The organism is Nostoc sp., from assembly GCF_036919495.1.
GTDB lineage: Bacteria > Cyanobacteriota > Cyanobacteriia > Cyanobacteriales > Nostocaceae > Nostoc.
The window spans coordinates 16694-43573 of sequence record NZ_JBALBZ010000112.1 but is presented as its reverse complement, the minus strand read 5'-3'; the positions used below and the strand labels follow the sequence as shown (position 1 = coordinate 43573).

General features: G+C 42.3%; 20 protein-coding genes. 17 read left to right on the top strand and 3 right to left on the bottom strand.

What is annotated here, in order from left to right; translation table 11 throughout:
* Positions 1 to 4 precede the first annotated feature (4 nt).
* Positions 5 to 934, bottom strand: a complete 930-nt coding sequence (locus V7K25_RS15840; protein ID WP_335159477.1) for a response regulator transcription factor — start codon at positions 932 to 934, stop codon at positions 5 to 7.
* Between the two features lie 141 nt (positions 935 to 1075).
* Positions 1076 to 3055 (bottom strand): scytonemin biosynthesis sensor histidine kinase, encoded by a 1980-nt coding sequence (locus V7K25_RS15835; RefSeq protein WP_335159475.1) that lies wholly within the window; start codon positions 3053 to 3055, stop codon positions 1076 to 1078.
* Between the two features lie 1727 nt (positions 3056 to 4782).
* On the opposite strand from V7K25_RS15835, the gene scyA reads away from it, so the two are divergent.
* The 12 genes from scyA (at position 4783) to trpC (ending at position 21177) form a co-directional block, all read left to right on the top strand.
* On the top strand, positions 4783 to 6666 hold the full coding sequence (scyA, locus tag V7K25_RS15830; RefSeq protein ID WP_335159473.1) for a scytonemin biosynthesis protein ScyA: 1884 nt from the start codon (positions 4783 to 4785) through the stop codon (positions 6664 to 6666).
* A gap of 274 nt (positions 6667 to 6940) precedes the next feature.
* Complete coding sequence (scyB, locus tag V7K25_RS15825; RefSeq protein WP_335159471.1) at positions 6941 to 8002, top strand: tryptophan dehydrogenase ScyB; 1062 nt, start codon at positions 6941 to 6943, stop codon at positions 8000 to 8002.
* 25 nt (positions 8003 to 8027) lie between these two features.
* Positions 8028 to 8996, top strand: coding sequence for a scytonemin biosynthesis cyclase/decarboxylase ScyC (scyC, locus tag V7K25_RS15820; RefSeq protein ID WP_335159469.1), 969 nt, complete (start codon positions 8028 to 8030; stop codon positions 8994 to 8996).
* 67 nt (positions 8997 to 9063) lie between these two features.
* Positions 9064 to 10344 (top strand): ScyD/ScyE family protein, encoded by a 1281-nt coding sequence (locus V7K25_RS15815; RefSeq protein WP_335159467.1) that lies wholly within the window; start codon positions 9064 to 9066, stop codon positions 10342 to 10344.
* Positions 10345 to 10416: 72 nt separating this feature from the next.
* Entirely contained in the window at positions 10417 to 11793 is a 1377-nt protein-coding gene (locus tag V7K25_RS15810; protein ID WP_335159465.1) for a ScyD/ScyE family protein, read from the top strand.
* Between the two features lie 172 nt (positions 11794 to 11965).
* Positions 11966 to 13162 (top strand): scytonemin biosynthesis PEP-CTERM protein ScyF, encoded by a 1197-nt coding sequence (gene scyF, locus V7K25_RS15805; RefSeq protein WP_335159463.1) that lies wholly within the window; start codon positions 11966 to 11968, stop codon positions 13160 to 13162.
* A 215-nt stretch (positions 13163 to 13377) separates the two neighbouring features.
* Entirely contained in the window at positions 13378 to 14772 is a 1395-nt protein-coding gene (locus V7K25_RS15800) for a glycosyltransferase family 4 protein (RefSeq protein WP_335159461.1), read from the top strand.
* Positions 14773 to 14775: 3 nt separating this feature from the next.
* Positions 14776 to 15855 (top strand): bifunctional chorismate mutase/prephenate dehydrogenase, encoded by a 1080-nt coding sequence (gene tyrA / locus V7K25_RS15795; protein ID WP_335159459.1) that lies wholly within the window; start codon positions 14776 to 14778, stop codon positions 15853 to 15855.
* Positions 15856 to 15867: 12 nt separating this feature from the next.
* Positions 15868 to 16500, top strand: coding sequence for a DsbA family oxidoreductase (locus V7K25_RS15790; RefSeq protein WP_335159457.1), 633 nt, complete (start codon positions 15868 to 15870; stop codon positions 16498 to 16500).
* Between the two features lie 8 nt (positions 16501 to 16508).
* Positions 16509 to 17705, top strand: coding sequence for a 3-dehydroquinate synthase (locus V7K25_RS15785; protein ID WP_335159455.1), 1197 nt, complete (start codon positions 16509 to 16511; stop codon positions 17703 to 17705).
* Between the two features lie 368 nt (positions 17706 to 18073).
* Positions 18074 to 20275 carry an anthranilate synthase gene (locus V7K25_RS15780; protein WP_335159453.1) on the top strand — a complete coding sequence of 734 codons (2202 nt, stop codon included), beginning with the start codon at positions 18074 to 18076 and terminating at the stop codon, positions 20273 to 20275.
* Between the two features lie 68 nt (positions 20276 to 20343).
* Positions 20344 to 21177 carry an indole-3-glycerol phosphate synthase TrpC gene (gene trpC, locus V7K25_RS15775; protein ID WP_335159451.1) on the top strand — a complete coding sequence of 278 codons (834 nt, stop codon included), beginning with the start codon at positions 20344 to 20346 and terminating at the stop codon, positions 21175 to 21177.
* 6 nt (positions 21178 to 21183) lie between these two features.
* Here the strand turns inward: trpC and V7K25_RS15770 are convergent, their stop codons facing one another.
* Positions 21184 to 21312, bottom strand: a complete 129-nt coding sequence (locus V7K25_RS15770) for a hypothetical protein (protein ID WP_335159449.1) — start codon at positions 21310 to 21312, stop codon at positions 21184 to 21186.
* Positions 21313 to 21424: 112 nt separating this feature from the next.
* On the opposite strand from V7K25_RS15770, the gene V7K25_RS15765 reads away from it, so the two are divergent.
* From V7K25_RS15765 to trpD, 5 genes are all read left to right on the top strand, one after another.
* Positions 21425 to 21895 (top strand): hypothetical protein, encoded by a 471-nt coding sequence (locus V7K25_RS15765; RefSeq protein WP_335159447.1) that lies wholly within the window; start codon positions 21425 to 21427, stop codon positions 21893 to 21895.
* A 12-nt stretch (positions 21896 to 21907) separates the two neighbouring features.
* The gene (gene trpA / locus V7K25_RS15760) at positions 21908 to 22735 is read left to right on the top strand and encodes a tryptophan synthase subunit alpha (protein ID WP_335159445.1); all 828 of its coding nucleotides are present in this window, start codon (positions 21908 to 21910) and stop codon (positions 22733 to 22735) included.
* Positions 22736 to 22842: 107 nt separating this feature from the next.
* On the top strand, positions 22843 to 24093 hold the full coding sequence (locus V7K25_RS15755) for a tyrosinase family protein (protein WP_335159443.1): 1251 nt from the start codon (positions 22843 to 22845) through the stop codon (positions 24091 to 24093).
* 58 nt (positions 24094 to 24151) lie between these two features.
* Positions 24152 to 25384 (top strand): tryptophan synthase subunit beta, encoded by a 1233-nt coding sequence (gene trpB, locus V7K25_RS15750; protein ID WP_335159519.1) that lies wholly within the window; start codon positions 24152 to 24154, stop codon positions 25382 to 25384.
* Between the two features lie 205 nt (positions 25385 to 25589).
* Entirely contained in the window at positions 25590 to 26690 is a 1101-nt protein-coding gene (gene trpD, locus V7K25_RS15745; RefSeq protein WP_335159517.1) for an anthranilate phosphoribosyltransferase, read from the top strand.
* The last annotated feature ends 190 nt before the right edge of the window (positions 26691 to 26880 follow it).

The window sequence follows — 26880 nt, the reverse complement described above, 5'->3', positions numbered from 1 at the left end:
AGTTTCAGCAATTTTGCCAAAGTTTTACTTGTTTTTGTGATACAAGTTGATGCTCTTTGCGCCAAGCTTGGGGAGGTAAACCGTGATGCTGGCGAAACTGACGGGAGAAATGAGATACATCCTGATAGCCCAATGCTTTCGCTATTTTCTCGACTGTCTGATCGTTATTTTGGAGTAGAAAACGTGCTCCCGCCATCCGGCGTTTGACAATCCAGCAGTTTACAGTCTCGCCTGTTTGCTTTGCTACTCTGTTAGTTAAATAAGCAGGTGAGTAACCAACAGCAACAGCCACATCACACAAAGTAATTCCTTGATGATAATTAGCTTCAATAAAGTCAAAAACTTCTTTTAATTGGGGAATGTAGGGAAAAATTGACTTGGGAGGGATCATGATTTCTGTATCAGGGGCTTCTCTACTAGAGGCTGACGCTCTTAACGTCGCTACCGCTTCGCTATCGCCAACGCCAACCCCTTCAGCGATCGCTGTGGTATTATCTGCAAATACTGATTGTGGAGCTTTTTCTAATTTCATAGCCCACCAGTATTGGAGAGTAGCTTGCTTTTGCAAACGAATAGCGATCGCTCTGAGCAATTCATCTAGTGTAGAGGGTTTGGTAAGATAGTCGTCTGCTCCTAATTCCATAGCTTTGCGAACATCTGCTTTGGTACTACTACCAGTGAGAAAAATGAAAGGAATAATTGCTGTAACAGGATCTTGGTGTAGCGTATTTAAAACGCTATAACCATCCATATCAGGCATTGTGATATCGCAAATTACTAAGTCGGGTATATGCTCTTGTGCTTGTTGGATACCAGCAAGACCGTTGTCAGCACCTATCGTATCAAAACCTTTAGCCTCAAGACCCATTAAATAAAGATTGCGGGTAACGTTATCATCTTCAATGACGAGAATTTTCTTTGGTGATTCTTGCATAGCGTTGTATTACTATAACTGTTTACAGAAGCTGCTTACTATACTCTTTGGTGAGTATGTAAATAGGTATGAGATTAATTACTTCGTTCCGAGAGTTATGATTGTTAAGCTGTTAATTAAGAATTATCTTAATTTCAACATTCACAACTCGGAACTATTAAACTCTGATTTGATTAATGGCAACATCACAGTAAACGTAGTACCCACACCCACTTGACTTTCTACAAAGACTTGGCCGTGATGTAAATCTACAAGGGTTTTAAGAATTGATAGTCCTAATCCAGTACCAGGTATACTATCAATATTAGTACCACGGTAAAATGGCTCAAATATTCGTTGTTGATCTGCTACTGAAATACCGATCCCCCTATCTTTGACCTGAAAAATTACTTTCTCATTTTTGCAAGAAAGTTTCAAATCGATTGCAATGGACGAGGTAGAATACTTTATTGCATTGTCGAGTAAATTCTTCAAAATCGGCTCTAACAGTTTTTTATCTATGCAGGCTGTTAAAGAGTTATCTTGAGTGACAAAATTAATCGGAATTTGGCTAACGCTCATCTGCATTTGGGCAACTAAATCATTACAGAATCCAACTAACTCTAGTGGTTTGGGTTCACAGTTTATTTTTGCTGCTTCTGCCTTAGAGAAGAACAAAATATCATCCAACATCTGACTGAGTTGTTCGGTAGCTTTTTGAATGTGATCTAGTAGTGGTTGTATTTTCTTCTGTGTACGTTTGTCTACTTCTTCCTTTAGTAAGCTATTAGAAAATGAAACAATATTTAATGGTGTACGGAATTGATGGCAAACCATAGAAAGAAAACGCGCTCTCAGTTCGCTAAGTTGTTTTGCTTGTTCTAAAGCTTGGTTAAGACCAAATTCTGCGTATTTGTAATCAGTAATATCGATGCCTGCAATCAGTTCAACTGGTTTTCCCCCAAAATCTAGCACTCCATCCAACATGGCAACCGCGCAAGCTAGCCAGCGCTCCGTGCCGTTTTTTGTCAAAATATTTATCTCCTGGTATTCCAAATTAGCTGCTTCGGCCTGGTTGCGTACCTGCCTGCGTTTTTTGCTTTTAATCAGTCGGCGCAGTTCAAAGCTTGTTAGCAGTTCCTCTTCTGTGTAACCAGTAAGTTTCTCCACTGCTGGATTTATGTAGCAAAGTCGCGTGCCTTGAATCAGAAAAGTGCTAACATCTGTTGTTTCTGCTAAAGTCCGAAATCTAGCTGCGTTCAACCGCAATGCTTCTTCAGTCTGTTTCGATTCAGTAATGTCCCAAATACTCCACACTCTACCAATAATTGTGCTATCGAGCCATTGAGGCTTAGAGTAGTGTGCAAAAACTCTTCCATCGTTCAACTCCAGAATGTCGTAGCTCTCGAAATCAGATTGGCTAGACACTTCCCAAATCAGCCGACTAAAGGCTTGTGGGTCTTTAAGTTGGTTCTCAAAAAAGGCTTTGCATCGAGGACATTTCTTAGATAGTATTAGGGACTCCGGGATCTGCCACATATCCACAAATTTCTGATTCAAGCTCAGAATATCTCCCTCAAAGTTAACTGCAACAATACCAATGGCAGTAGATTCGAGAGTAGAACGAAGTAAAGAAAGAGATGTTTCTAGTTCTATTTCTTTTGCCTTGAGTTGGGAAAATTCCTGTTGCAAATTGTCTTTGGCATCCCTTAATTCATCAGTCCACTTTTGCACGCTCAGTTCTACTATTTCATCACTTATCTCATGAGCAAAAGCACAGCCAAATTCCATATCTTGTTGTTTGACATAGCTAATGGATATTTCTACCAAGAATATCCGACCTCTTTTTGTCCGGTAACGAGATTTAAAGGTAAGGGAATTTTGTGAGCTAATATCTGACCAATTGTGGAGAGAAAAATCTACGTCTATATCATGCAGCCTCATGGAAAGTAATTCCTCACGGGAATACTCAGTCATCCGACAAGTGGCATCGTTGACGTAGAGAAACTGTGCGTTTTCTCCTAAACAGAAGGCAGCATCTACAGCGTGATTTATTAAAAAGTGAGCAAACTTCATCTCTACTTCTGGTTGTAGCACCCATTGATTATTTGCTCTAGCTAATGTAGAATCGCCAGAATTCATATTCCTACTTCCTCCTGGTAATCAATCAGTACCATAGCCATTAATGAGTTAATAGTCATAACTTACTAAAATCTTTGGCGCACCGTTAGGTTGTTCAAGAATAAGATTAGTTAGTAAATTAAAAAAGATTACTAATCTTGTTAACAAAACTTATCATACCAATAAAAAATGAATTATTAAACTAATCTTTGGTTAAAAAAACTAAATATTTAAAATTTATTCTTGTCCCAAGCAGCTTTTTATAGCAACGCAAAATATAGACGAATCAAATCAAGATTAGCCAATAAACTTTATTAGATAAGAGTTCATAACTCCTAATGTATATAAGTAGAAAAAATAAATATTTTACATTTAAACTAGTCCTGCACCAGAGCCAACTTAGGTTTACCGTTCACCAACCAAGCGTTTTGAGGAACTATTGGTGTAGAGTCGTTTGATTTTCAACATAAAGGAATTTGCACTGCTGGGCTTGGTTTAAATGAACAAATTTTATTCATCAACTTATTTTTCTTAAATTATCTTAACTTACTCTCTCAGGGATTTAACTACAAAAGCATATCTTTAATCATCCGTCCTCAGAAATACATTTGTATTAGAGGATTTGGTTTTTTTACGTGTTTTTTGCACTTTTTTGTTATACATGAAACAAATACATTCATAATGTACGGTTTCTAGGATAAAATTATACATTACAAATCATAAGTTTTCCCAAAAAATTACCTATTTAGTATTTAGCCGTCTCTAAAAAGAAAGATAAAAGTTAAATAATTATGTATTTATCGTTACAAATAATTGCATCAATAAGTTGTTAGTGGCAATATAAAGGCCGCCAAACTGTTGTAGTTAAGCTCATGCTTTAATTCGGATAATTTGTAACGGCGAGTTGAAGAGTGAATAATCAAGCTTTTTTCTGGACTGTTGACTGCTTTGGGGTGAGGCTTCAAAACTAGGACTTACTCACAAAAAATTCCCCAAACCCTTTCAAAACAAGATTTATAAGGTTCTCTCAGTTGGAGAAAGTGGTGTAGGGTAGGGGAAATCTAGAAGCAAAAGAATTGACAACTAGATCAAAAGATTTTCTATTGTACATTTGATAATGTGTTTTTGCAGCGATGCCTACGGCGGGCTACGCCTACGCAGTTTTCAGAGTGACTAAGTTGGAAATGTCGCAATCACGATAAAAACGAAAGAATTGACAGCCTCATCAAAAGATTTTTTATTGCAAATAGGCTTTGATTACAGTAGTCATCACCAGGTATGTACCTCCCCAATAAACTCGTTAATTAAAGCAGCGTTATTAAACTTAACTATATTGAGTTTTGTAAAGTTTATGAGAAGCGCTTGAGTTAAGGTTATTTGCTAGTTTATAGCCCTTTATATGGTTTAGTTTTTCCCCGCCAACCTACTTAAGCACTGTAGGTATCATTGTGAAAACGAAAGATTTGACACCCTCATCAAAGAATATTCAAAAAATATTTGATTGCAGAACAGTCTTTGTGTCCCTTATTCTGGTCACAAGAAGCACAGTATTGATTGCTGTATGCTTTTGGTAAAAATTTTTGGTAATGCGCTCACAAGCATCAATCAGCAGCGATTAACCGTTTCTATGAACGACCAAGCTAGGTCATAGCTGTGAAAGCAACAGAGTCGTTTGTATTAAATATTTTCATCTCTGTGATTGTAAACTAGAAAGCCTTTGTGTAATTTTATGTAACTGCGTGAAACTAATGAGTCAAAACTATACTGGTTCAAACTCTCCTCTAATCACCACTGAGCCATACAAGGAATTTCCAGCAAACAGATATGTAGAATCTGTGTCTGACGTTTCTCGTCAGGTTGATAAATTGGAGGATAACAACGAAATTCAGCCTTTTTTAAACGACGAAACACCCGCAGCGCTCTCAGTTGCCGATGCGATCGCTCAGATGTTGGTAAATTTGGGAGTAAGCTACGCTTTTGGTGTCGCAGGCGGTGCAATGGCAAGCCTTTGGGGGGCGCTGTCAAATAGCAGCATTGACGTGTTGAACTTCCGCCATGAAGCAGGAGCAGCATTTGCAGCGACCGAAGCATACTTTGCCAATAATCGCCCCACTGTAGTTTTTACCACAGCCGGGCCGGGGATCACTAATGCCCTCACCGGGTTATTTGCGGCTCGTGGTGAAGGTGCAAAGGTAATTTTGTTGTCGGCTTGCACCTCAGCACCGCAGCGTGGACGTTGGGCAATTCAAGAAACCAGCACTTACACATTACCCAGTGGAGGAATTTTTACCCCAGGAGCGCTATTCAACTATGCAATCACTATTGAATCTGCGGCTCAACTACCGCAGATTTTCCGCAAACTTGCTTTAGCTATGGCGCAACCAGGCGGATTTGTCGCCCATTTGAGCATTCCCACGGCAGTGCAGGCAAGTTTGGTTGAGAATATATCCTTGCCTCAACTAGATGTTACTCCGTTTCCGATGACTGCCTCAAAACAAGCGATCGCTAAATGTGTAGAGTTATTATCATCTGGCCCCTTTGCCATCTGGGTTGGTTTCGGTGCGCGTAACGCAGCAGAGGAAATCCTTGAACTCGCTGAAAAAACGGGAGCAGCTGTCATGTGTTCACCCCGTGGTAAAGGCATCTTCCCTGAAGATCATCCCCAGTTTGTGGGTGTTACAGGTTTAGGCGGTCATGCTTCCGTCTTAACTTATATGGAACAACAACCTCCACTACGCACACTTGTATTAGGAACCCGCCTTGGTGAACCGACTTCCTTCTGGAGTTCGGCGCTAGTTCCAAAAGAAGGTTTTGTCCATGTAGATATTGATCCCGAAGTGCCGGGTGTAGCCTATCCACACGTTGAAACTTTCCCAGTTCAGTCTGATATCAAAGCTTTTGTGGAAGAGTTGTTGCAGCAATTACCGGATGCTCCTGATTCCACAATGCCACTACCTCGTCCAGAACCCAAAGCAATTGAACCTGCACCAGAGGTAGATTATCCAGTGCGGCCAGAGGTATTGATGGCAGCCATTCAAAAGATGATTGTTGAAAATACCGATGCCATAGTAATGGCAGAGTGTGGTAACTCCTTTACTTGGTCAACTCATCTACTCCAATTTTCCGAAGCCAATCGTTACCGAGTCAGCACCGGAGTTGGCGCAATGGGTCACGCCGTCACCGGAGTATTGGGTGCAGCACTGGCTAGCAATAGCAAAGCTGTAGGGATTGTCGGCGATGGAGCAATGCTGATGAATAACGAAATCAGCACAGCCGTGAAATACAAAATTCCTGCAATCTGGATTGTACTCAACGATGCGCGTTACAACATGTGCCATCAAGGGATGAAAGTCTTGGGATTAAAAGGCGCAGATGCAACACTTCCACCAACAAACTTTGCCATGATTGCTCGTGGTATGGGAGCAGAAGCGCTCGTAGTCGTCAGAGAGTCAGAAATCGAAGCAGCATTAGAAAAAGCGATCGCATCAAATGTTCCCTTTCTGATCGATGTAGTGATTGACGCTGATCGGCCAGCACCCTCTGGTGGACGTAATAAAGGTTTAGCAGCACAAGGAGTCAAATCAAGTTCGGCTAAAAATTCAGTCAAGCAAGTTTCATTTCCAATGGTTTAACTTTAAAACCTGACAATTTTTTCAATTGTTATAGACACTAAAACATCATAAACATTCAGCAAAAGACAAAGGGTGAATTTAGAAGCGGTAAAAACTTTATTCCAGCCAAAAAACTACACCTAATCAACTGGAATTTCAAATTTTTGATACCCAAGTCTTTTTTTAACTCCATCCAAATAATAATGTTCGAGAGCGTTTTTGTGTCTATATCTTTACATTTTGTAATGGTCAATTACTTTCTCTAACCAATCCCAAACAATATCAAGAGGTGAAAATGCTGCTATTTGAAACTGTTAGAGAAATGGGTCACGAACAAGTTCTCTTTTGTCATGGTAAAAATCCCGAAATTAAAGCAATTATTGCTATCCATGACACAACTTTAGGCCCAGCTATGGGAGCTACAAGACTCTTGCCTTATGTCAACGAAGAAGCTGCTTTAAAAGACGCACTTCGTCTGAGTCGTGGGATGACATATAAAGCAGCCTGTGCAAATATTCCGGCTGGTGGCGGAAAAGCAGTGATTATCGCTAATCCTGAAAATAAAACAGATGATTTGTTGAGAGCTTACGGACGTTTTGTTGATAGTCTGAATGGGCGTTTTATTACCGGACAAGATGTTAATATTACTCCTGGCGATGTCCGAACAATCAGTCAAGAAACAAAACATGTTGTTGGGGTATCAGAAAAATCTGGTGGGCCTGCTCCCATAACATCACTAGGAGTTTTTCTAGGAATTAAAGCTGCTGTAGAGTCTCGTTGGCAAAGCAAAAGACTTGATGGCATGAAAGTTGCAGTTCAAGGTCTAGGAAATGTAGGTAAAAACCTTTGTCGGCACTTACATGAACATGATGTCAAGCTTTTTATTAGCGATGTAGATCCAGTAAAAGCGGAAGAAGCAAGACGACTTTTTGGCGCAACTATTGTCGAACCCACTGAAATTTACTCTCTTGATGTAGATATCTTTGCTCCTTGCGCTTTAGGAGGAATTCTTAATAGTCATACAATTCCTTTCTTAAAAGCTTCCATTATTGCTGGTGCAGCTAATAATCAATTGGAGAATGAGCAACTACATAGTCAAATGCTTGCCAAGAAAGGGATTCTTTACAGCCCTGATTATGTAATTAATGCTGGAGGATTAATCAACGTTTACAACGAAATGATTGGCTATGACGAAGAAAAAGCTTTTAAGCAAGTGCATAATATTTATGACACACTAATAGCAATTTTTGATATTTCTAAAGAGCAGGGAATTACTACCAACGATGCTGCTAAACGATTAGCAGAAGACCGAATTCAGAGCGGTAAACGAAACAGGACTCAAGCGATCGCAGCTTAATTTTTATTATCTTAAGGAGTGAAAAGTGGAAAAGAATACCTTTGCAACATCAGCTTATATTGCTACTTCACCAGAGAGCGCCTTTGAGTATCTTTGTAGTTTAAAAAACTTAGACGAATGGACGCTTTATAGCCGGATGAAAGAACAGATTGACGAAGATACCTGGCTCGGATCTGCATCTGGTTATCACAAGAACCTTTATTATCACGTTAAAAAATTAGAAAATCCGCTTTTCTACGGCATTGAGTGGCACTGTGGATTAGAGTATCAGAAATATTTTCAGGTTTACCCTGTTTTGCTATTTCCCACCGACTACATTGAGCCGGGAACAGATGAAAAAGGCGTATACTTTCATTGGTTAAGTTTTGTCGATCCCAAACGGCAAACTCAGATGATTATGCAGGGAATTCACACGGTACATACTTCCGAGTGTCGTTCTCTCAAAGGTAATTTAGAACGCAAAGCTGGTCTAACCTCAGCAGCCAAAGGTCGCTACTTTATCGATACTGACACCATCTATGTTGATGCCCCAATTGAAATCGGTATTGAATACTTAAAAGACCTCAAAAACATAGATGAGTGGGCGCATCTACTGCGACCAGATGGTGATATTACTTCTGATTCAGGTGAATTCAAAGATGAATACGATCAGAAGGTAAAAGTTTCCGTCCGGGTTCATAGTCTGAGCAAATACTACTTGCTTGAACAAGAACACTTTTATCCAGACTACGAATATTATCAACGTTCTGTAGCATTACTCATCCCAACCGCTTATGCTTTCGCTGACCCCGAAGCTTCTGGTTTTATCCTGCATCGAATCACATTCTGGAAAACAGATGGAACCGTTACCCACGGCAAACTTCAAATTGAAGACTTTGGCGCTGAGAGCATGAACATCAAACGTTTACTCGAAGCCAAAGCTGGAAACCTCAAATCATTTGACCGAGGAATGAGCTATCTACCAAAAACTCCAGAAGCACTAGTTACCAACTAAAACCTCAGTGCCCCTCTGCGTTTAAAATTCACCCCTAAATTCCCCACAATAAGCTGTCTTGCAACACATGAAACTGAAACAACTTACCATTACCTTCCTAACTTTTTGTGTTGCCGCTTTTTCTGGAATCAAAGCTGCCTCAGCTGCATCCTTTTCAGTAATCGCCGACGGTCTATATAACGCCGGCGGACTTAGCTTTAGCCCTGATGGTAATCTCTATATTACAGAGGCGGGAATAGGGGGAAGTGGAGCTTGTGTTCCACCGTCAAGTGGTCAAGGCGATTCTTTATGCTATGGCACAAGTGGGGCAGTTACCAAAATTGAGAATGGTAAAACCGAACGCATACTTACAGGACTTCCTTCCTTAGCATTACCAGATGGTACTGGAGCCGCCGGCCCTCGTGATATCAAATTTGATGCTCAAGGTAAACCTTATGTTCTGATTGGGTATGGCGCTAATCCGGCCTTTCGCGATCGCAATTTAGGTTACACTGACCTCGGTAAAATAATTGCTCCCGACTTTAATACCAATTCTTGGACGAGTGTTGCAGATTTAGCTAACTACGAACTCGCCAACAATCCCGATGGTGGTGATGTTGATAGCAATCCCTTGGGTTTCGTGATAGATGGCAAAAAGTTGCTTGCAGTTGATGCAGGTGCAAACGACTTTTTAAGCGTTAATACTGACGGCAAACATTTGCAATCTATTACCACATTTCCTAAAGACATATTGACTAATCCAGTCTTTCCACCCTCTGGTACCCCATCCAATGAACCGGCGCAAGTGCCATCTGAAGGTGAAGTGGTGCGATCGCACTTTGCAAGCCAAGCAGTACCCTCAAGTGTGGCAAAAGGCCCTGATGGCGCTTATTACATCAGCCAATTTACAGGTTTTCCCTTCCCAGAAGGTGGGGCAAAAATCTATCGAGTTGGTGCTGATGGTAAGCCAACAGTATATGCAGATGGCTTTACCCAACTCACAGACTTGGAATTTGATACTGAGGGCAATTTGTATGCCTTGCAGTACGCCAATCAGTCAGCTTGGAAGGGTGATTTTGATGGTTCTGTGATCAAAATAGCTCCCGATGGAACACGCACAACTCTTCTGAGTGGGGATGGATTAGAGTCGCCTAGCGCCTTGACTATTGGTGCTGATGGTGCAGTATACGTCACAAACCGAGGCGATCGCCCTGGAGATGGACAAGTTCTCAGAATTGAAAATATCAAATCTGTCCCTGAACCTGATTCTGCTTTCGGCATATTAGTGATCGCTGCCTTTGGCGTTAGTTGCTTGCACAAAAAGAGAGCTACTAAATCTCCTATCAATGGAGCCGTGGCGCTCAAGTAAAGAGTTTCAAACCAATCCTGTGTTCCTCAAAAACAAAGTTTTCCACTTATTTAACTCTCAATCTTCAAAGGTATGAAACTTAAGTCATTTGCTCTTACATCTGTTACATTTTGTTTTGCTGCTATTTGTGGAACAGCATCTGCACAAGCTGCAAGCCTAACGCCAATTGTCGATGGAATTAGTAATGCCCGGGGTGCTAGCTTTGGCCCTGACGGCAGTCTCTACGTAGCAGAGCCAGGTATTGGAGGAAACGGAAATTGCCAACCATCTCCGAGTACACTGTTTCAGCCTATCTGTGCTGGTAATACTAGTTCACTAGTCAAAGTTGCACCAGATGGCACCAAACAGCGTATATTTAATAACTTTGAGTCTCTAGCAGAACAACCCACTGGCAACCAAGGCGCTGGTATTGAAGATATACAATTCGATTCTCAAGGGAATGCTTATCTTCTGACCGGCTTTGCTGGTTATCCAGGAAACCGCGATCTAGCAACACTTGACCTTGGTTCTAAATCCCCACTCCCACCACAGCAACTTGCAACTTTCCCGCCATCAACACCTGATAAAGTTTTAAATACACCGCTACTAGGACAACTGTACAAAGCTGACTTGAAGACGGGATCTCTCAGCAGTATTTTTGACTTTGCCAAGAATGAAATCACCAAAAATCCAGACAAAGGGGATGTAGTTACCAATCCCTATGACCTGGCTATTAGTGGCGATAGTGCTTATGTAGTTGATGGGGGTGGGAACGCTGCTTACAAAATCAAGCTTGACGGAAGTAAATCCCAGGCGATCGTAATTCCTAAAACCATCATTAGTAAGTCAGATTTGCCACCAGGATTACAATTACCTCCTGGGCTATTAGATGAGCTTCCAGGAGGAAAAATAGCTATTCAAGCAGTACCCACCGGTGGCGCAATTGGCCCCGATGGAGCTTTATACGTTGGTGAATATACGGGTTTTCCTTATCCAGCAGGTAAATCACGAATTTTCCGCATTGGCGACGATCTCAAACCAGAAGTTTTTCTGGATGGATTTACGCACATCACAGACCTAACCTTTGATAAAAAAGGCGATTTGCTCGTCTTACAGTTCAGCGACAAGTCCCAATTAGGGGGTGACATCACAAATCTACCCGGATCTCTGATCCAAGTTGCTCCTGACGGCACTCGTACAACACTTGTTGCAGCAGGTCAAGGGCTAGATTCGGCTGATGGAATTGATATCGGCCCTGACGGCAAGATTTATATTACCAATCGCGGTGTCGGCCCAGGACGAGGGGAGGTTGTTCGAGTGGATGGTATTGTTACACAAACAGTCCCCGAACCTGGTTCAGTAGTTGGCTTATTAGCACTTGCTGGTGTAGGCGCAACTGCTGCTTTCGCCAAGCGCAAACGCCCAGAAAAGTTGGATGAAGAATTGCTAGCCAATGCAGAGACTGTCTAATTCCTTTTTACTTGGTGTCAGGTAAAGCTTACAGAATAGGCTGCTGCCTCAGACAGAAAGTTGCATTTCAAACAAGAGGCAGCAGCCCGAATTTTAGGGTTCCCGAACTGAGACTGGGAACAAAATTAGTCTAGGAAAGAGTATACACTCATACAACCAGGACTTCAAACTCATGGGATTAGTCAAAAATTTGTCAATCGGCATTCTCGGTACTGGATTCATGGTGTTGGCAGCAGCAGCCCAAGCCAAGGCTGTAACATTAACTTACAATACAAGTATCGGCGAGCCTGGTTTCGGCCCTGGGCAACTCTTTGTTCCCCAAGGCATAACGGTAGATAATTCAGGGAATACCTACATAGCTAACGGACGCGGTGTTAACCCGGATGGTACTCCTAACTACAACCTCGGTGACAAAATTGAAAAATTTAGTCCAAGCGGTCAGTATATTGGGGCAATTGGCTCCGGCGGCACAGGGCCCGGACAGTTTGACGAGCCAACAACTGTAGATTTTAATCCCGTAACAGGGGATTTGTATGCAGGTGATGTTTACAACAACCGCATTAATCAATTCGATTCTCAGGGTAACTTTATTAGATCCTTTGCAAATGGAGAATTTACCGGTCTTATACCAGGTAGGTTTTTCTTTGGGCCATCTGGTGTAACATTTGACAAAACTGGGAACGTGTACGTTGGTGATTTTAACGGCGAAAGAATCCTTAAATTCACACCTGACGGAAAGCAAATTGGTGTCATTGGTGGCGCCAATGGTACTGCACTTGGGCAATTCCAAGGTGTAGCAGGTGTAAGAATTTCCCCAGTTAGTGGAAATATCTTTGTAGCTGACCAGTATAACAACCGCGTTCAAGTACTCGATCCTAATGGTAAGCCTCTGTTGGCATTTGGTTCAGCAGGTAGCGAACCTGGACAGCTTCTTCAGCCAATTGGCATCGAAGTGGACGACCAAGAGAATGTTTATGTCGCTGATTCTATCAACAGCCGCGTACAGGTATTTGATAAAAACGGTAAATTCTTGACTTCCTTCGGTCAACCAGCCCTAGATGCATCAGGCAAACCAGTCCCGCCTCCAGGATTAACTGACGGCCCCTTAGGCAATCCCCTCGACCTCAGTCCCGGCAAATTTAACTGGACGGGTGGCACAAGCTACAAAGATGGCAAGCTTTATGTGGGCGATTTTTTCCAAGGTCGCGTCCAAGTGCTAAACGTAGAAGACAGAACTAAAGTACCTGAACCTAGTTCAGCATTGGGTTTAGCATTGCTCGGACTTGGGGCTGTTACCATCACATTGCGGAAACGTGGACAACAAAAGCCAATCTTCAGTTTAGAGAAGGAACTGGAAAAACAGTTCTGAGTTCTGATGCTTAAGTAACAGTTTCGTAGGGTGCGTTAGCCAAAGACATAACGCACCATTTCCAGAAATTTGGTGCTGTATTCTTGGCGGTAATAATACCTTACGAAAGTTTCTATGAAAATTTCAGGTTACTAAATCCGGAACAAAGGAGATTAAAACTGGATAACACTAATAAAGTCAATATTATCAAGGTGCTTTCAGGACATTAAGAGTTCATGCAAATTCTGATTTATTCATACAATTATCATCCAGAGCCAATTGGTATTGCACCTTTGATGACTGAACTAGCAGAAGGGCTGGTGAAGCGAGGGCATCAAGTGCGGGTAATCACAGGTATGCCTAACTATCCTCAGCGTCAGATTTACGATCGCTATCGGGGTAAGCTATACGTTACTGAGCATAAAAATGGTGTCAAAATTCAGCGTAGTTACCTGCGGATTAAGTCTAAACCTAACCTTGTAGACAGGCTACTGCTAGAGTTGAGCTTTGTTTTTACGAGCTTGCCACAAGCCCTTAAGGGCGAGCGACCTGATGTAATACTCTTAACAGTGCCGCCGTTACTAGTTTGCTTACCTGCAACCTTAATAGCTTGGCTATACAATTGCCCAGTAGTGCTAAACGTGCAAGATATCCTGCCGGAAGCTGCTGTGCGTATTGGGCTAATTAAGAATAAGTTGATGATTCAAGCTCTGGAAGCTTTAGAAAAATTTGCCTACCGAACTGCACATACCATTAGCGTGATTGCCGATGGCTTTATAGATAATTTAAAAAATAAAGGTGTACCTGCTAATAAAATTGCCTGCATTCCAAATTGGGTGAATCTAAATTTTATCCGCCCTTTGCCGAAGGAGAATAACTCTTGGAGGGCTACCCATCAACTCGATGATAAATTTGTAGTGCTTTATTCAGGTAATATTGCTCTGACGCAAGGTTTAGAGACAGTAATCGAAGCAGCATCTCGGTTGCGTCATATTAATGATATTGTGTTTGCGATCGCAGGTGAATCTCAAGCTCTTGAAAGGTTGCAAAAACATTGTCTTGCTTGTGGTGCAGATAATGTTTTGCTCTTACCATTGCAACCACGAGAAAAACTACCACAAATGTTAGCAGCCGCAGATTTGGGGTTGATTGTGCAAAAGAGCAATGTGATTTCCTTTAATATGCCTTCTAAAATACCACTGCTGTTAGCCAGTGGTCGCCCAATTGTCGCTTCAGTTCCCGCAACTGGGACTGCTGCCAAAGCTATCAAAAAAAGTGGTGGCGGCGTTATCGTTGAGCCAGAGTCGGCAGATGCTTTAGCTGCGGCGGTATTGGATTTATATAATCAGCCGGAATTAGCAGCGCAATTAGGGCGCAAAGGAAGAAAGTTTGCAGTAGAAAACTATTCCTTTGAGCAAGCGCTAGATCGGTATGAAGAGTTATTTTATGATGCGATCGCCAACAAAGCAACAAATTTGGATATCTTGCCCGAATTGAGTTCTAATAAATCACTAGACTTTTTAGTAAGTACCTCGCCCATTGTGAACGACAAAAGTAATCATATTGGACTAATCAAAACTAAGTCGCGTGTGCGCGTGGTATCTCAAGGACTAATAACAAATGACAAATGACAAATGACAAATTCAGATCAGCTTAAAAAAACTGACCAAAGCTTGATCGCTCTACTTAGCGATCGCATATCATTATTAGCAGCATCAGAACAACCTTCTTTAGATGAACAACTGGCTGATGTGGCTCCCCTACTCGCCCAAGCTGGTATTCCTGAGTCTGTTTGGGTAAGTGTAGTAAATAGTTGTCATGCTACTTTGATTCCTAAAGCTGCAACAAATCATGTCAGTTCCCGACAAATTACGATCATCGGTGGGCGCGGCAGGATGGGAAGATTATTTAAAGAGCAGCTTTCGCTAGTAGGTCACAATGTTAGTGTTCTCGAACATAAAGATTGGGAATACGCAGATAAATTGTTAAGTCAGGCAGAATTAGTATTAATAAGCGTTCCTATTGAACATACAGTTGATGTTATCAAGCGTGCAGCTAAATACCTTGGCTCAAATACAGCTTTGTGTGACATCACGAGCGTAAAAACTCAGCCAACTCAGGCGATGCTCGAATATCATTCTGGCCCAGTCATGGGTTTACATCCAATGTTTGGGCCAAATATCAAATCATTTTTGGGACAAAAGGTGGTAGTGTGCCCAGGTCGAAACGATGATTCATTTCAGTGGTTATTAGACTTTATCAAAAGTCAAGGTGGAGAATTAATTGTTTGCACACCTGAAGAACACGATAAAATGATGGTGATTATTCAAGCAACGCAGCATTTTTGTAGATTTAGTCTTGGTGTTTTCTTAGCACAAGTAAAAGTAGATATAAAGCAGAGCTTAACAATGTCAACACCTAACTATCGTCAAGAAATTGACATTGTTAAACGTTTGTTTTCCCAAAATCCTAATTTATGTGTTGATATTATGCTAGCTACAGAAGAACGGTGTAATGCAATTAGCTTTTTAGCTAAGACTTACAACCGTTTAGCAACACTGATAGCAAGGAAAGATAGAGACGCACTAATTCAGGAATTTGAAACTACTCAAAGCTTTTTTGAAGAAAAAACCAACGCTTTTATTCAGCCTTTAAATACAACGGCTCTCCAACGAGATTTTAAATCAGAAATGCACACAAATATTAGCATTTGAATGAAAAAAACTATGCTGATAGACATCTTTCACGATCCCGTTTGTCCCTGGTGCAGAATTGGTAAAAAGCATCTGTTTGATGCATTAGCAAAATGGCAAGAAGAAGAAATAGATATCCGTTGGCATCCCTTTATCCTCGACAATACCATTCCTGCTGACGGATACGAATTTCGTAGCTTTATGCAAAATAGAAAAGGCATAAAAGCCCAAGAACTGCAATATCTGTTTGATTCTACGCAATACGCAGGTGAGATGGCTGGAGTCAAGCTAAATTTTCACAAAATCCGTTTGGCTGTCAATACTAAGCTTTCGCACCGACTGATTACACTTGCACCAGCAAAGGTTAAAAACGATGTTGTAGAAGCCATTTATAAAGCTTATTTTGAAGACGGTTTGAACATCGGAGATATTGAAGTTCTGATTGCCATAGGTAGAGCTTACCAAATGGATTCTAAGGAATTACGGCTGCAATTGAGCGATGATGCTGCGATTAAAGCTTTCGTAGCGGAATCGATATTTGCTCGGCCGAATAGCATCAACAGCGTGCCGTTCTTCATCATCAATAATAAAGTCAAGATCAATGGTTCTCACTCAGTAGAAATTTTCCTTCAAGCTTTGAATCGTGCCACACTTGTAAATATATAAGTAAAAACATGGTAGTTGACATTAAGCAAAAAAGTAAATTCAGTCTGCAACCAATTCATCAACGTGTTTCGGTTACTTTCAACTATGAGGTTTACTTCACCAAAAATTTATTTGAGTTGAAAAACCCCACCTTAGCCCAAGTAATTACAGCAGATGGGGAGACAAAACCGAAGAAAGTTGTAGCGATAGTAGACGCAGGAATATTGCAACATCAACCGGAATTGGTTAAGCAATTAGTAGCGTATACCAATTTTTATGCAGAGATAATAGCGATCGCAGCCGAACCGATGATAATTTCGGGAGGAGAAGCTGCTAAAAACGATCGCAATTTAGTAGATCAAATCCAGCAACAGATTGAAGCAGCCGGATTATGTCGCCATTCTTACGTGTTAGCTATAGGGGGCGGGGCTGTGTTGGATTTGGTAGGATATGCAGCCGCAACTGCTCACCGGGGTATTCGTCTAATTCGAGTTCCGACGACGGTGTTAGCACAAAATGATTCTGGGGTTGGCGTAAAAAACGGCATCAACGCCTTTGGTAAAAAGAACTTTCTCGGCACATTTGCGCCACCTTATGCAGTTATAAATGATTCTGCCTTTTTGACAAGCTTAGACGATCGCGATTGGCGTTCTGGAATCGCAGAAGCAGTCAAAGTGGCGCTGATTAAGGATGCTAGCTTTTTTGATTATATCCACTCTCACAGCGCAGCCCTAGCACGGCGAGACATGGATACTATGCAACAAGTTATCTATCGTTGCGCCCAGTTGCACCTAGAACATATTGCCAATAGCGGCGATCCTTTTGAAATGGGTTCGTCTCGTCCCCTGGATTTTGGACATTGGGCGGCTCATAAACTGGAGCATCTGACAAATTATCGCTTGCGTCATGGCGAAGCAGTTGCGATCGGTATCGCTTTGGATAGCACTTATTCCTATTTGGTAGGATTGCTGGATTGCTCAGAATGGCAAAGGATATTAAGTACTTTGTCGGCGTTGGGTTTCACGTTGTATGTGCCAGAACTGGCCCAGAAGTTATCACAACTGGAACATCCTCATTGTTTGTTCCGGGGTTTAACTGAGTTCCGGGAACATTTGGGGGGAGAGTTGACTTTGATGCTGTTACAAGGGATTGGAAAAGGAATTGAGGTGCATGAGGTGGATTTGTTTTTGTATAGGCAAGCAATATCGCTGTTGAGGGAGTTTTAGGATGGAATTTGAAACGCAGAGGGACGCTGAGGGAAGCGCGGAGGAACGCTGAGATTGTAAGAGGATCTACTACTTTTGAGGGAGGCGGTTATTTTTAAATTGGGTATCAGGAAAGGTGCTAGAGAAGCAGTATAAAAAGCGAATAAATTGACATCTAATCGAAAAATTATTCAATGTCTTATCTGCTTGATATCTAGTATTCTGAAATAAGAAGCGAAAAGTTTTTCATTACATCTTTTAAAAAGAATACGCAGATTTGGATAGTTTGAATTAAATTGACATCGGATTATCTGGATTTGTTTTTAATTTGAAGATAGTTATCAATAATGATTAGCTTTTGACTAATAACTCTTCCAGAGAATTTTCCCATGATTTTTGATTCCCGTTCCTACAAAACCCTTGGCGGTGTACTTGTTTCTCGCTCCATCACAGAAGTTAAGATGGACACTGCTCTTGAAGACATTCTATTCCACTTAAATTCTCAGCGTGGAGGTTTGTTAAGGAGCAGCTACGAATATCCAGGCAGATACAAAAGATGGGCGATCGGATTTGTCAATCCACCATTGGAATTGACTACACAAGACAATGCTTTTACTTTGATAGCGTTGAATGAACGCGGTCGGGTGCTTTTACCATTACTCTTAGAACGCTTATCTAACTCAATACAACTTGAGAAAGTTACTCTAGATAATAACCATCTTGTAGGCTTTGTTAAACCGACGAAAAAACTATTTGCTGAAGAAGAACGCAGTAAACAACCTTCAGCATTTACAGTTGTCCGCGAAATTTTATATACTTTTTCGAGCCAAGAAGACGAGCATTTAGGATTGTATGGTGCATTTGGTTATGACTTAGTTTTTCAGTTTGAACCAATTACCCAACGTCTAGAACGTCCAACAGATCAGCGAGATTTAGTGCTTTATCTGCCTGATGACTTGATAGTTGTTGACTACTATCAGCAACGCGCATTTCGTCTACAATATGAATTTGAAACAGCGCGTGGCAGTACTAACGATCTTCCTCGAACAGGTGAGTCTGTAGATTATCAAGGGAAACATCTTCAGCCAAATCAAACTGCTGACCATAAAGTAGGTGAGTATGCCAAAAAAGTTGAGGGTGCGCTCGATTATTTCCGCCGAGGCGATTTATTTGAAGTAGTTCCTAGTCAAAACTTTTTTGAGGGCTATGAAGATGAACCTAGCAAACTATTTAACACCTTAAAAGAAATAAATCCTAGCCCTTATGGGTTTATTTTTAATTTAGGTGGAGAATATCTGATTGGCGCATCTCCAGAAATGTTTGTGCGGGTTGAAGGTAGGCGGGTTGAAACTTGTCCCATTAGTGGCACTATTAGCCGGGGACAAGATGCTCTTGACGATGCCGTGCAAATTCGTCAGTTACTCAACTCACATAAAGATGAAGCTGAGTTGACCATGTGTACTGATGTCGATCGCAATGACAAATCCCGAATCTGCGAACCTGGTTCAGTACAAGTGATTGGTCGTCGCCAAATTGAATTATACAGCCACCTGATACATACAGTAGATCATGTTGAGGGGACACTGCGATCGCAATTTGATGCCTTAGATGCCTTTCTATCGCATACATGGGCGGTTACAGTCACCGGCGCACCCAAAAAAGCCGCAATAGATTTTATTGAACAGCATGAACGTAGCGCCCGACGTTGGTATGGTGGAGCAGTTGGCTATTTAAATTTCAATGGGAATTTAAATACTGGATTAATTCTACGGACAATCCGCTTAAAAGACTGCATCGCCGAAGTGCGAGTTGGCGCTACTGTCCTTTATGATTCCATACCCGAAGCAGAAGAACAAGAAACAATTACCAAAGCTGCTGCTTTATTTGAAACAATTCGCCGTGTAAAGGAAACCAGTCAAAAAATTGATCAATCCAGTTCTATAAAATTAACTAAAATCCTTCCAAGTGGGGCAGATGGCAAACGCATCTTGCTAATAGACTATGAAGACTCATTTGTTCATACCCTAGCCAATTACATTCGCCAAACTGGTGCAACCGTTACTACACTGCGTCATGGTTTCTCAGAATCGCTATTCGATACAGAACGCCCTGACTTAGTTGTATTATCTCCTGGCCCTGGTAGACCAAGTGATTTTCGGGTTCCCCAGACAGTCGGTGCGCTCCTTCATCGCAAAATTCCTATTTTCGGAGTTTGTCTAGGATTGCAAGGCATTGTTGAAGCATTTGATGGAGAATTGGGAGTCCTCAACTATCCCCAACATGGTAAATCCACACGGATTTTCGTCACAGATTCTAATTCCGTAACCTTCAAAAATTTACCACAATCTTTTCCAGTGGGTAGATATCATTCATTATTTGCCCTACCGCAAAGTTTGCCAAAAGAACTTAAGGTAACAGCGATTTCTGATGACGACGTAATTATGGGCATTGAACATCAGACACTTCCTATCGCCGCAGTTCAGTTTCATCCAGAGTCAATCATGACTCTAGCGGGAGAAGTCGGTCTGGAAATCATTAAAAATGTGGTGCGTGCATATACAACGAAAGAGTCATTAGTCATTGGTCATTAGTCATTGGCAATTAGTTATTTTTTTCTTGCTTCCCCTGCCCCCTCATCTCCCCACTCCCCTAGCATTTTATGACTAACCAAGTTGCCCCCCCTCGCCATATTCTTGAAGAAATTGTGTTGCATAAAAGGCAAGAAGTTGCACAAATGCAGCAAGAACTGCCTTTAACCTCTTTGCGACAACAGTTAAATACAGCCCCGGCTGTGCGAAATTTCTTGAATGCTTTGCAAGAAAATCCTAACCAACCTAGTTTAATTGCTGAGGTAAAAAAGGCATCACCTAGCCGTGGCATTATCCGCGCAGATTTTGACCCTGTAGCTGTTGCTCAAGCTTATGAACGAGGTGGTGCAGCTTGTTTATCAGTCCTAACTGATCATAAGTTTTTTCAGGGCAGTTTTGATAATCTTGCTAAAGTGCGATCGCAAGTAGCATTACCCCTACTGTGCAAGGAGTTCATCATTAACCCCTATCAAATTTATTTAGCACGAACAGCAGGTGCAGATGCAGTCTTGTTAATTGCTGCCATTTTATCAGATCAAGAACTTCAGGGTTTTTTGCAACTAATTCATGATTTAGGCATGAATGCATTAGTAGAAGTTCATACCCTGGCTGAACTGGATCGAGTATTAAAGCTTGACGATTTACATTTAGTAGGAATCAACAATCGCAATTTAGAAGATTTTACCCTTGATATAGGCACAACACAGCAACTTTTAGCACAGCGCCAACAACAGTTACAAAGTTTGGATATCACCGTCGTCAGCGAGTCTGGACTTTATACACCTGCTGATTTATCTCTTGTCGCTGAAGCTGGTGCGCGTGCGGTTTTGATTGGAGAATCTTTAGTTAAACAAAGCAATGTAGAACAAGCTGTGCGTAGTTTGCTAAGACTTTCTCCTCCCTAACCCTCCTTAAAAATTAAACCAAGTCTTTCTACGGCGCTTGGGTGGATGTTTGGGAAAATAAGTTTCTTGCAGAATGCGGGTAAAGGGGACATGTGAACTACCCCGCCGGAAGACGGACGGAGCTTCCCAATTCATCGGGAACAGCCTCCAGGACTTCGTAGTACTAGAAAGTCTGACATTCCCTCCAAGGGCAGGAGTCCTGGTTCCCAAGACCCAAATCTTTTTCTTGCAACATATACCTATTAGCTTGGTTTTCGCTTATGGCATTGATGGTCAAGACCCAATAATTCTATCAGAAAATTTTGGCGCTTCGTCAGCTAAAAGACTCATTAACGGAGCTAAAAGACTCATTAACGGAGCTAAAAGACTCGTTAACGGAGATAAAAGACTCATTAACGGAGCTAAAAGACTCGTTAACGGAGATAAAAGACTCGTTAACGGAGATAAAAGACTCGTTCACGGAGATAAAAGACTCGTTCACGGAGATAAAAGACTCGTTCACGGAGATAAAAGACTCGTTCACGGAGCTAAAAGACTCGTTCACGGAGCTAAAAGACTCGTTCACGGAGCTAAAAGACTCGTTCACGGAGCTAAAAGACTCGTTCACGGAGCTAAAAACCTCATTTACGAGTATCAAAGACTCGACGACAAAAAATCTAGAGTGGACATCGCTAATTGCCAAGTGTTGATTATTCCAGAACTATTAACTAACCATTAACCATTTTTTAGAATGACTTCTATCTCAGCTTCCTTTCAAACTTTACGCGATCGCCAACAGTGTGCTTTAATCCCCTTTATCACAGCAGGCGATCCTAACTTAGAAACCACTGCCAAGGCTTTACGTATCTTAGATCGCAATGGTGCAGACTTCATCGAGTTGGGCGTTCCCTACTCCGACCCTCTAGCAGATGGGCCTGTGATTCAAGCAGCAGCAACCCGCGCTTTGCAAAATGGCACAAAATTAGAGCAAGTGCTAGAGATGTTACAGGTGGTGAGTCCTAACCTAAAAGCACCGATAATTCTATTTACTTATTACAATCCCATTTTGCACCGGGGTATTAAGCCATTTTTAAGAAAAATTGCCACTGCTGGGGTGCAAGGGTTGGTAGTACCAGACTTACCCTTAGAAGAAGCAGAAGAATTAATCCAGACTGCTGCATCTTTTGGAATTGAGGTAATTTTACTCGTAGCTCCTACCAGTTCTAGAGATAGAATAGAAGCGATCGCTCATCAATCTCAGGGTTTTATCTACCTGGTGAGTGTTACAGGCGTTACAGGTATCCGCGCTCAAATCCAAGACCGCGTAAAGTATTTATTAACAGATTTACGAAGCGTCACCGATAAACCCATCGGCGTTGGTTTTGGCATCTCAGGGCCAGAACAAGCACATCAAGTAAAAGAATGGGGTGCAGATGCAGTGATTGTTGGTAGCGCCTTCGTTAAACGTTTAGCTGAAGGTAGCCCCACAGAAGGGTTGCAAGCTGTAGAAGAATTGTGTCAGAAACTGAAAGCAGCAATTACTCCAGTATCCCTGCAACAAGTTGTTTCCGCAAAATAAAAAAGCTCTCTTTTTTCTCTCTCTGCGTTCTCTGCGCCTCTGTGGTTCGATAAAGAATACCAAACCGCAAAGCTCGCAAAGGAAGAAATACAAATGAAATCTTGGCTATGAAACACCTGCTGAAATCCGTCAAAATATTAATTTATAGCGTACTTCTAGTTAGCGCCTGTGCTATTACAGTCTTCGCCCACGATCGCATTGATCGCGGACAATACCAATATCATTGGAATCACAATGTTGGACAATACGCTCGCCTAGCTGTAAGAAAGAACGTAACTGACCTGACATCAGCAGAGAAAACAGCCTTCGTCAAGGCTATCAAAACCTTAAAAACTACAATTCCCGCAGGTAGCAAGCTCAGTATTTACGACCAATTCGTTGCCATACATATAGGCGCAACACGCTTGATTCATAACCATAAAGGACATTCCAATGGTTCCGTTCAAGAACTTGCTCATGAAAATGCCGCATTTTTCCCTTGGCATCGAGAATATATTCGCAGATTTGAACAAGCACTGCAAGCAGTAGACCCAAATGTTACTCTGCCATACTGGGATTGGACAGACCCCAAATCACTTGATGTGGTTTTTAACGATGATTTTCTTGGTTCTAACGGTCAAGGAATAACCATCAAAATTCCAAATCAGGGAAATTTTACAGGTGGCCCTGTGCCTGGCGCTTTTTCTGCTGCAAATGGCTGGGTTATGAATCCAGCATTAAACATTGACCTAGATACCAACACATCTTTAGGCACATCACTTGTCCGCTTTCTCCGGCTACCTCCTGCCACTGATTACCCTGTGCCGAAAAAAGATATTGAGCGTGTCCTTCGTCTTAATGACTATTCTTTATTTCGCCCTGCTATGGAAGGATTTATCTCTGTAGATGAGCAGGGTAAAGTCACCCCAGGAGGATTTATCCATAACTACATTCATGGTTTAGTTGGTGGGGTGCAGATAGACGCAAGCACAAGACCCGTAAAATTTAAGGGCTTGGGTACTATGAGCAATATACCAAGTTCGCCTTATGACCCAGTGTTTTGGTTGCATCATGCCAACGTAGACCGCCTATGGGCCCAATGGCAAGAAAACGGTCATCAAGGTAGCGATTTTTATCCTCCCGATGGTCATAGTCAGCCTTACGGACACAATCTTAAAGACCTAATGTGGCCTTGGGACGGCGGTATGTCTACCCCCAAAGCTACCGCGTTAGGAGATTTAGTACCCCTATTACCAAATTTTAACTCCGACGATTTGGTGCGCCCTATAGACGTTTTGAATCACAGGGAACTCGGCTATACCTACGAAACCCGTGAAAAGGAAACGCGAAGAGAATTTTATCAGTGGAATAAGTTCTAAAAAGTTAGAACGAAAGTAAAAAATACTTGAACATAAAGGATTTTCAACTGTGGTAAGCATCCAAGACATCAACGCTATAATTTCAACTACGCCTGTGCTACCTGACCTTTTAGGCAGGTTTGGAAAATTCGGCGGTAAGTACGTCCCCGAAACCTTAATGCCTGCATTAACTGAATTGGAAGCGGCATTTAATCAATATTGCAATGAGCCAAGTTTCCAAGCAGAACTGCAAAACTTACTGCGCGATTATGTGGGACGACCCAGCCCATTATATTTTGCTGAACGCCTGACAACAAACTACGCTAGACCAGATGGCACGGGGCCGCAAATTTATTTAAAGCGCGAAGATTTAAATCATACAGGCGCTCACAAAATTAATAATGCTTTAGCTCAGGTGTTACTCGCTAAACGCATGGGTAAGCAACGGGTGATTGCAGAGACAGGTGCAGGACAACACGGCGTAGCCACTGCAACTGTATGTGCTAGGTTTGGTTTGAAATGTGTAATTTACATGGGCGTCCACGATATGGAACGCCAAGCCCTGAACGTGTTCCGCATGAAATTAATGGGCGCAGAAGTTCGTCCAGTAGAAGCAGGTACGGGAACTCTCAAGGATGCAACTTCTGAAGCAATTCGAGATTGGGTGACGAATGTAGAAACAACTCATTACATCCTGGGTTCTGTTGCAGGGCCTCATCCCTACCCAATGATTGTCCGTGACTTCCACGCGATAATTGGTGTAGAAACTCGCGCTCAGTCTCATGAGAAATGGGGAGGATTACCAGATATTCTACTGGCTTGCGTGGGTGGAGGTTCCAATGCGATCGGCTTGTTTCATGAGTTTATGCATGAACCTTCGGTGCGCTTAATCGGAGTCGAAGCGGCGGGTGAAGGTGTAGATACAGAAAAACATGCTGCTACCTTGACAAAAGGAAAGATAGGTGTATTGCATGGTGCAATGAGCTATTTACTGCAAGATGATGATGGTCAAGTCATCGAAGCCCATTCAATTAGTGCCGGATTAGATTATCCCGGTGTTGGCCCTGAGCATAGTTATTTAAAGGATCTTGGTCGCGCCGAGTATTACAGTGTTACCGATAAGCAGGCACTAGATGCCTTTCAAAGGCTTTCGCAACTCGAAGGGATTATCCCAGCCTTAGAAACTGCTCATGCGATCGCATATCTCGAAACCCTTTGTCCTCAATTAGAAGGCAACCCCCGCATTGTCATCAATTGTTCCGGTAGAGGTGACAAAGACGTGCAAACCGTCGCAAAAGTTTTGATTCCTTAATTTGTCATTTGTCATTAGTCATTTGTCCTTCGTGAATGACTAATGACTAAGGAATTTTCAAGAAATAAATTATCCCATCTTGTGGGGTGGGCATCTTGCCCGCCTTAGATTCAGGGCGGGCAAGATGCCCACCCCACAAGAAATTATTGGATGTTTTTTTATTTGGAAGTCCCCAATGCTCAATGCCTCTATGCCCATTACGAATATGATCGCTGTAACTCAAACTCCACCCGAAAACATCGCCATTCCTTCTGAGTTCTACAACTGGCCAGCTTTATTACAACAGTTGCTAAATCGGCAATCATTGACAGTTTCCCAAGCTGCGGATTTGATGCAAGGTTGGCTCATAGATGCTATTCCCCATGTTTTATCAGGAGCGATTTTAACCGCAATCCAAGCTAAAGGTGTATCTGCCGAAGAATTAGTCGGCATGGCCACCGTCTTACAATCTCAAAGTGTAGGGACTGGGCAAGAGTTTTCCCAATCCCCAGTCCCCCTAATTGACACCTGCGGAACTGGTGGAGATGGCGCTTCAACCTTTAATATTTCCACTGCTGTTGCCTTTGTTGCCGCCGCCGGCGGGGTAAAAGTTGCCAAACATGGCAATCGTTCCGCATCCAGCAAAACTGGTTCGGCTGATGTGTTGGAAGCTTTGGGTATAAATCTCAACGCCACTCCTGAGAAAGTGCAAGCCGCAGTGGGTGAAGTCGGAATCACCTTTTTGTTTGCTCCCGGCTGGCATCCTGCACTTAAAGCGATCGCTACTTTGCGAAAAGCTTTGAAAGTGCGGACTGTTTTTAACTTACTCGGCCCGTTAGTAAATCCCATGCGGCCGACAGGGCAAATTATTGGTGTCAACGATCCGCTTTTATTAGAGGAGATTGTTCAAGCTTTATCGCAATTGGGATGTCAGCAAGCGATCGCACTTCACGGACGGGAACGTTTAGATGAAGCTGGTTTGGCAGATGTCACTGACTTAGCTGTACTCCAAGATAAAAAAGTCCGTTCTCTAACGCTGAATCCTCAAGAACTTGGTTTGAGTTTCGCACCAACTGCGGCGTTGTGCGGTGGAGACGTCCAAGAAAATGCCCAAATCTTGAAGGCAGTTCTCCAAGGTAAAGGCACTCAAGCGCAGCAGGATGTTGTCGCTTTGAATACAGCCCTCGCACTGCAAGTTAGTGAAGCCATTGATGGGGAAACTGATGTTTTAGCAGGTTGTGTTAAAGGTATTGCTCTTGCCAAGGAAATTCTGCAAAGCGGCGCAGCTTGGACAAAGCTAGAACAACTTGCGGCATTTTTGCGCTAATTCCCAAGGTAAGGGCACAGCAATGCTCATTGGTGTCAACTTAAGCTCAAATGCATGTCCCACAGGCGTCTTACCCCCCTTAATCCCCCCTTGTCAAGGGGGGAAACAGGAAATTTGTTCCCTCCCCTTGACAAGGGGAGGGTTAGGGTGGGGTAACGCGGATGGTGATGGGAAGCCAGAGAACTGAATA

Excerpts from the sequence above, each read along its gene's own strand:
- V7K25_RS15770 (WP_335159449.1), bottom strand. The coding sequence starts at position 21,312 with ATGAATTGGGAAGCTCCGTCCGTCTTCCGGCGGGGTAGTTCACATGTC.
- V7K25_RS15785 (WP_335159455.1), top strand. The coding sequence starts at position 16,509 with ATGGTAGTTGACATTAAGCAAAAAAGTAAATTCAGTCTGCAACCAATT.
- trpC (WP_335159451.1), top strand. The coding sequence starts at position 20,344 with ATGACTAACCAAGTTGCCCCCCCTCGCCATATTCTTGAAGAAATTGTG.
- V7K25_RS15780 (WP_335159453.1), top strand. The coding sequence starts at position 18,074 with ATGATTTTTGATTCCCGTTCCTACAAAACCCTTGGCGGTGTACTTGTT.
- trpA (WP_335159445.1), top strand. The coding sequence starts at position 21,908 with ATGACTTCTATCTCAGCTTCCTTTCAAACTTTACGCGATCGCCAACAG.
- V7K25_RS15810 (WP_335159465.1), top strand. The coding sequence starts at position 10,417 with ATGAAACTTAAGTCATTTGCTCTTACATCTGTTACATTTTGTTTTGCT.
- scyA (WP_335159473.1), top strand. The coding sequence starts at position 4,783 with ATGAGTCAAAACTATACTGGTTCAAACTCTCCTCTAATCACCACTGAG.
- V7K25_RS15790 (WP_335159457.1), top strand. The coding sequence starts at position 15,868 with ATGCTGATAGACATCTTTCACGATCCCGTTTGTCCCTGGTGCAGAATT.
- V7K25_RS15840 (WP_335159477.1), bottom strand. The coding sequence starts at position 934 with ATGCAAGAATCACCAAAGAAAATTCTCGTCATTGAAGATGATAACGTT.
- scyB (WP_335159471.1), top strand. The coding sequence starts at position 6,941 with ATGCTGCTATTTGAAACTGTTAGAGAAATGGGTCACGAACAAGTTCTC.
- V7K25_RS15835 (WP_335159475.1), bottom strand. The coding sequence starts at position 3,055 with ATGAATTCTGGCGATTCTACATTAGCTAGAGCAAATAATCAATGGGTG.
- V7K25_RS15800 (WP_335159461.1), top strand. The coding sequence starts at position 13,378 with ATGCAAATTCTGATTTATTCATACAATTATCATCCAGAGCCAATTGGT.
- V7K25_RS15755 (WP_335159443.1), top strand. The coding sequence starts at position 22,843 with ATGAAACACCTGCTGAAATCCGTCAAAATATTAATTTATAGCGTACTT.
- tyrA (WP_335159459.1), top strand. The coding sequence starts at position 14,776 with ATGACAAATTCAGATCAGCTTAAAAAAACTGACCAAAGCTTGATCGCT.
- V7K25_RS15815 (WP_335159467.1), top strand. The coding sequence starts at position 9,064 with ATGAAACTGAAACAACTTACCATTACCTTCCTAACTTTTTGTGTTGCC.
- scyF (WP_335159463.1), top strand. The coding sequence starts at position 11,966 with ATGGGATTAGTCAAAAATTTGTCAATCGGCATTCTCGGTACTGGATTC.
- trpD (WP_335159517.1), top strand. The coding sequence starts at position 25,590 with ATGATCGCTGTAACTCAAACTCCACCCGAAAACATCGCCATTCCTTCT.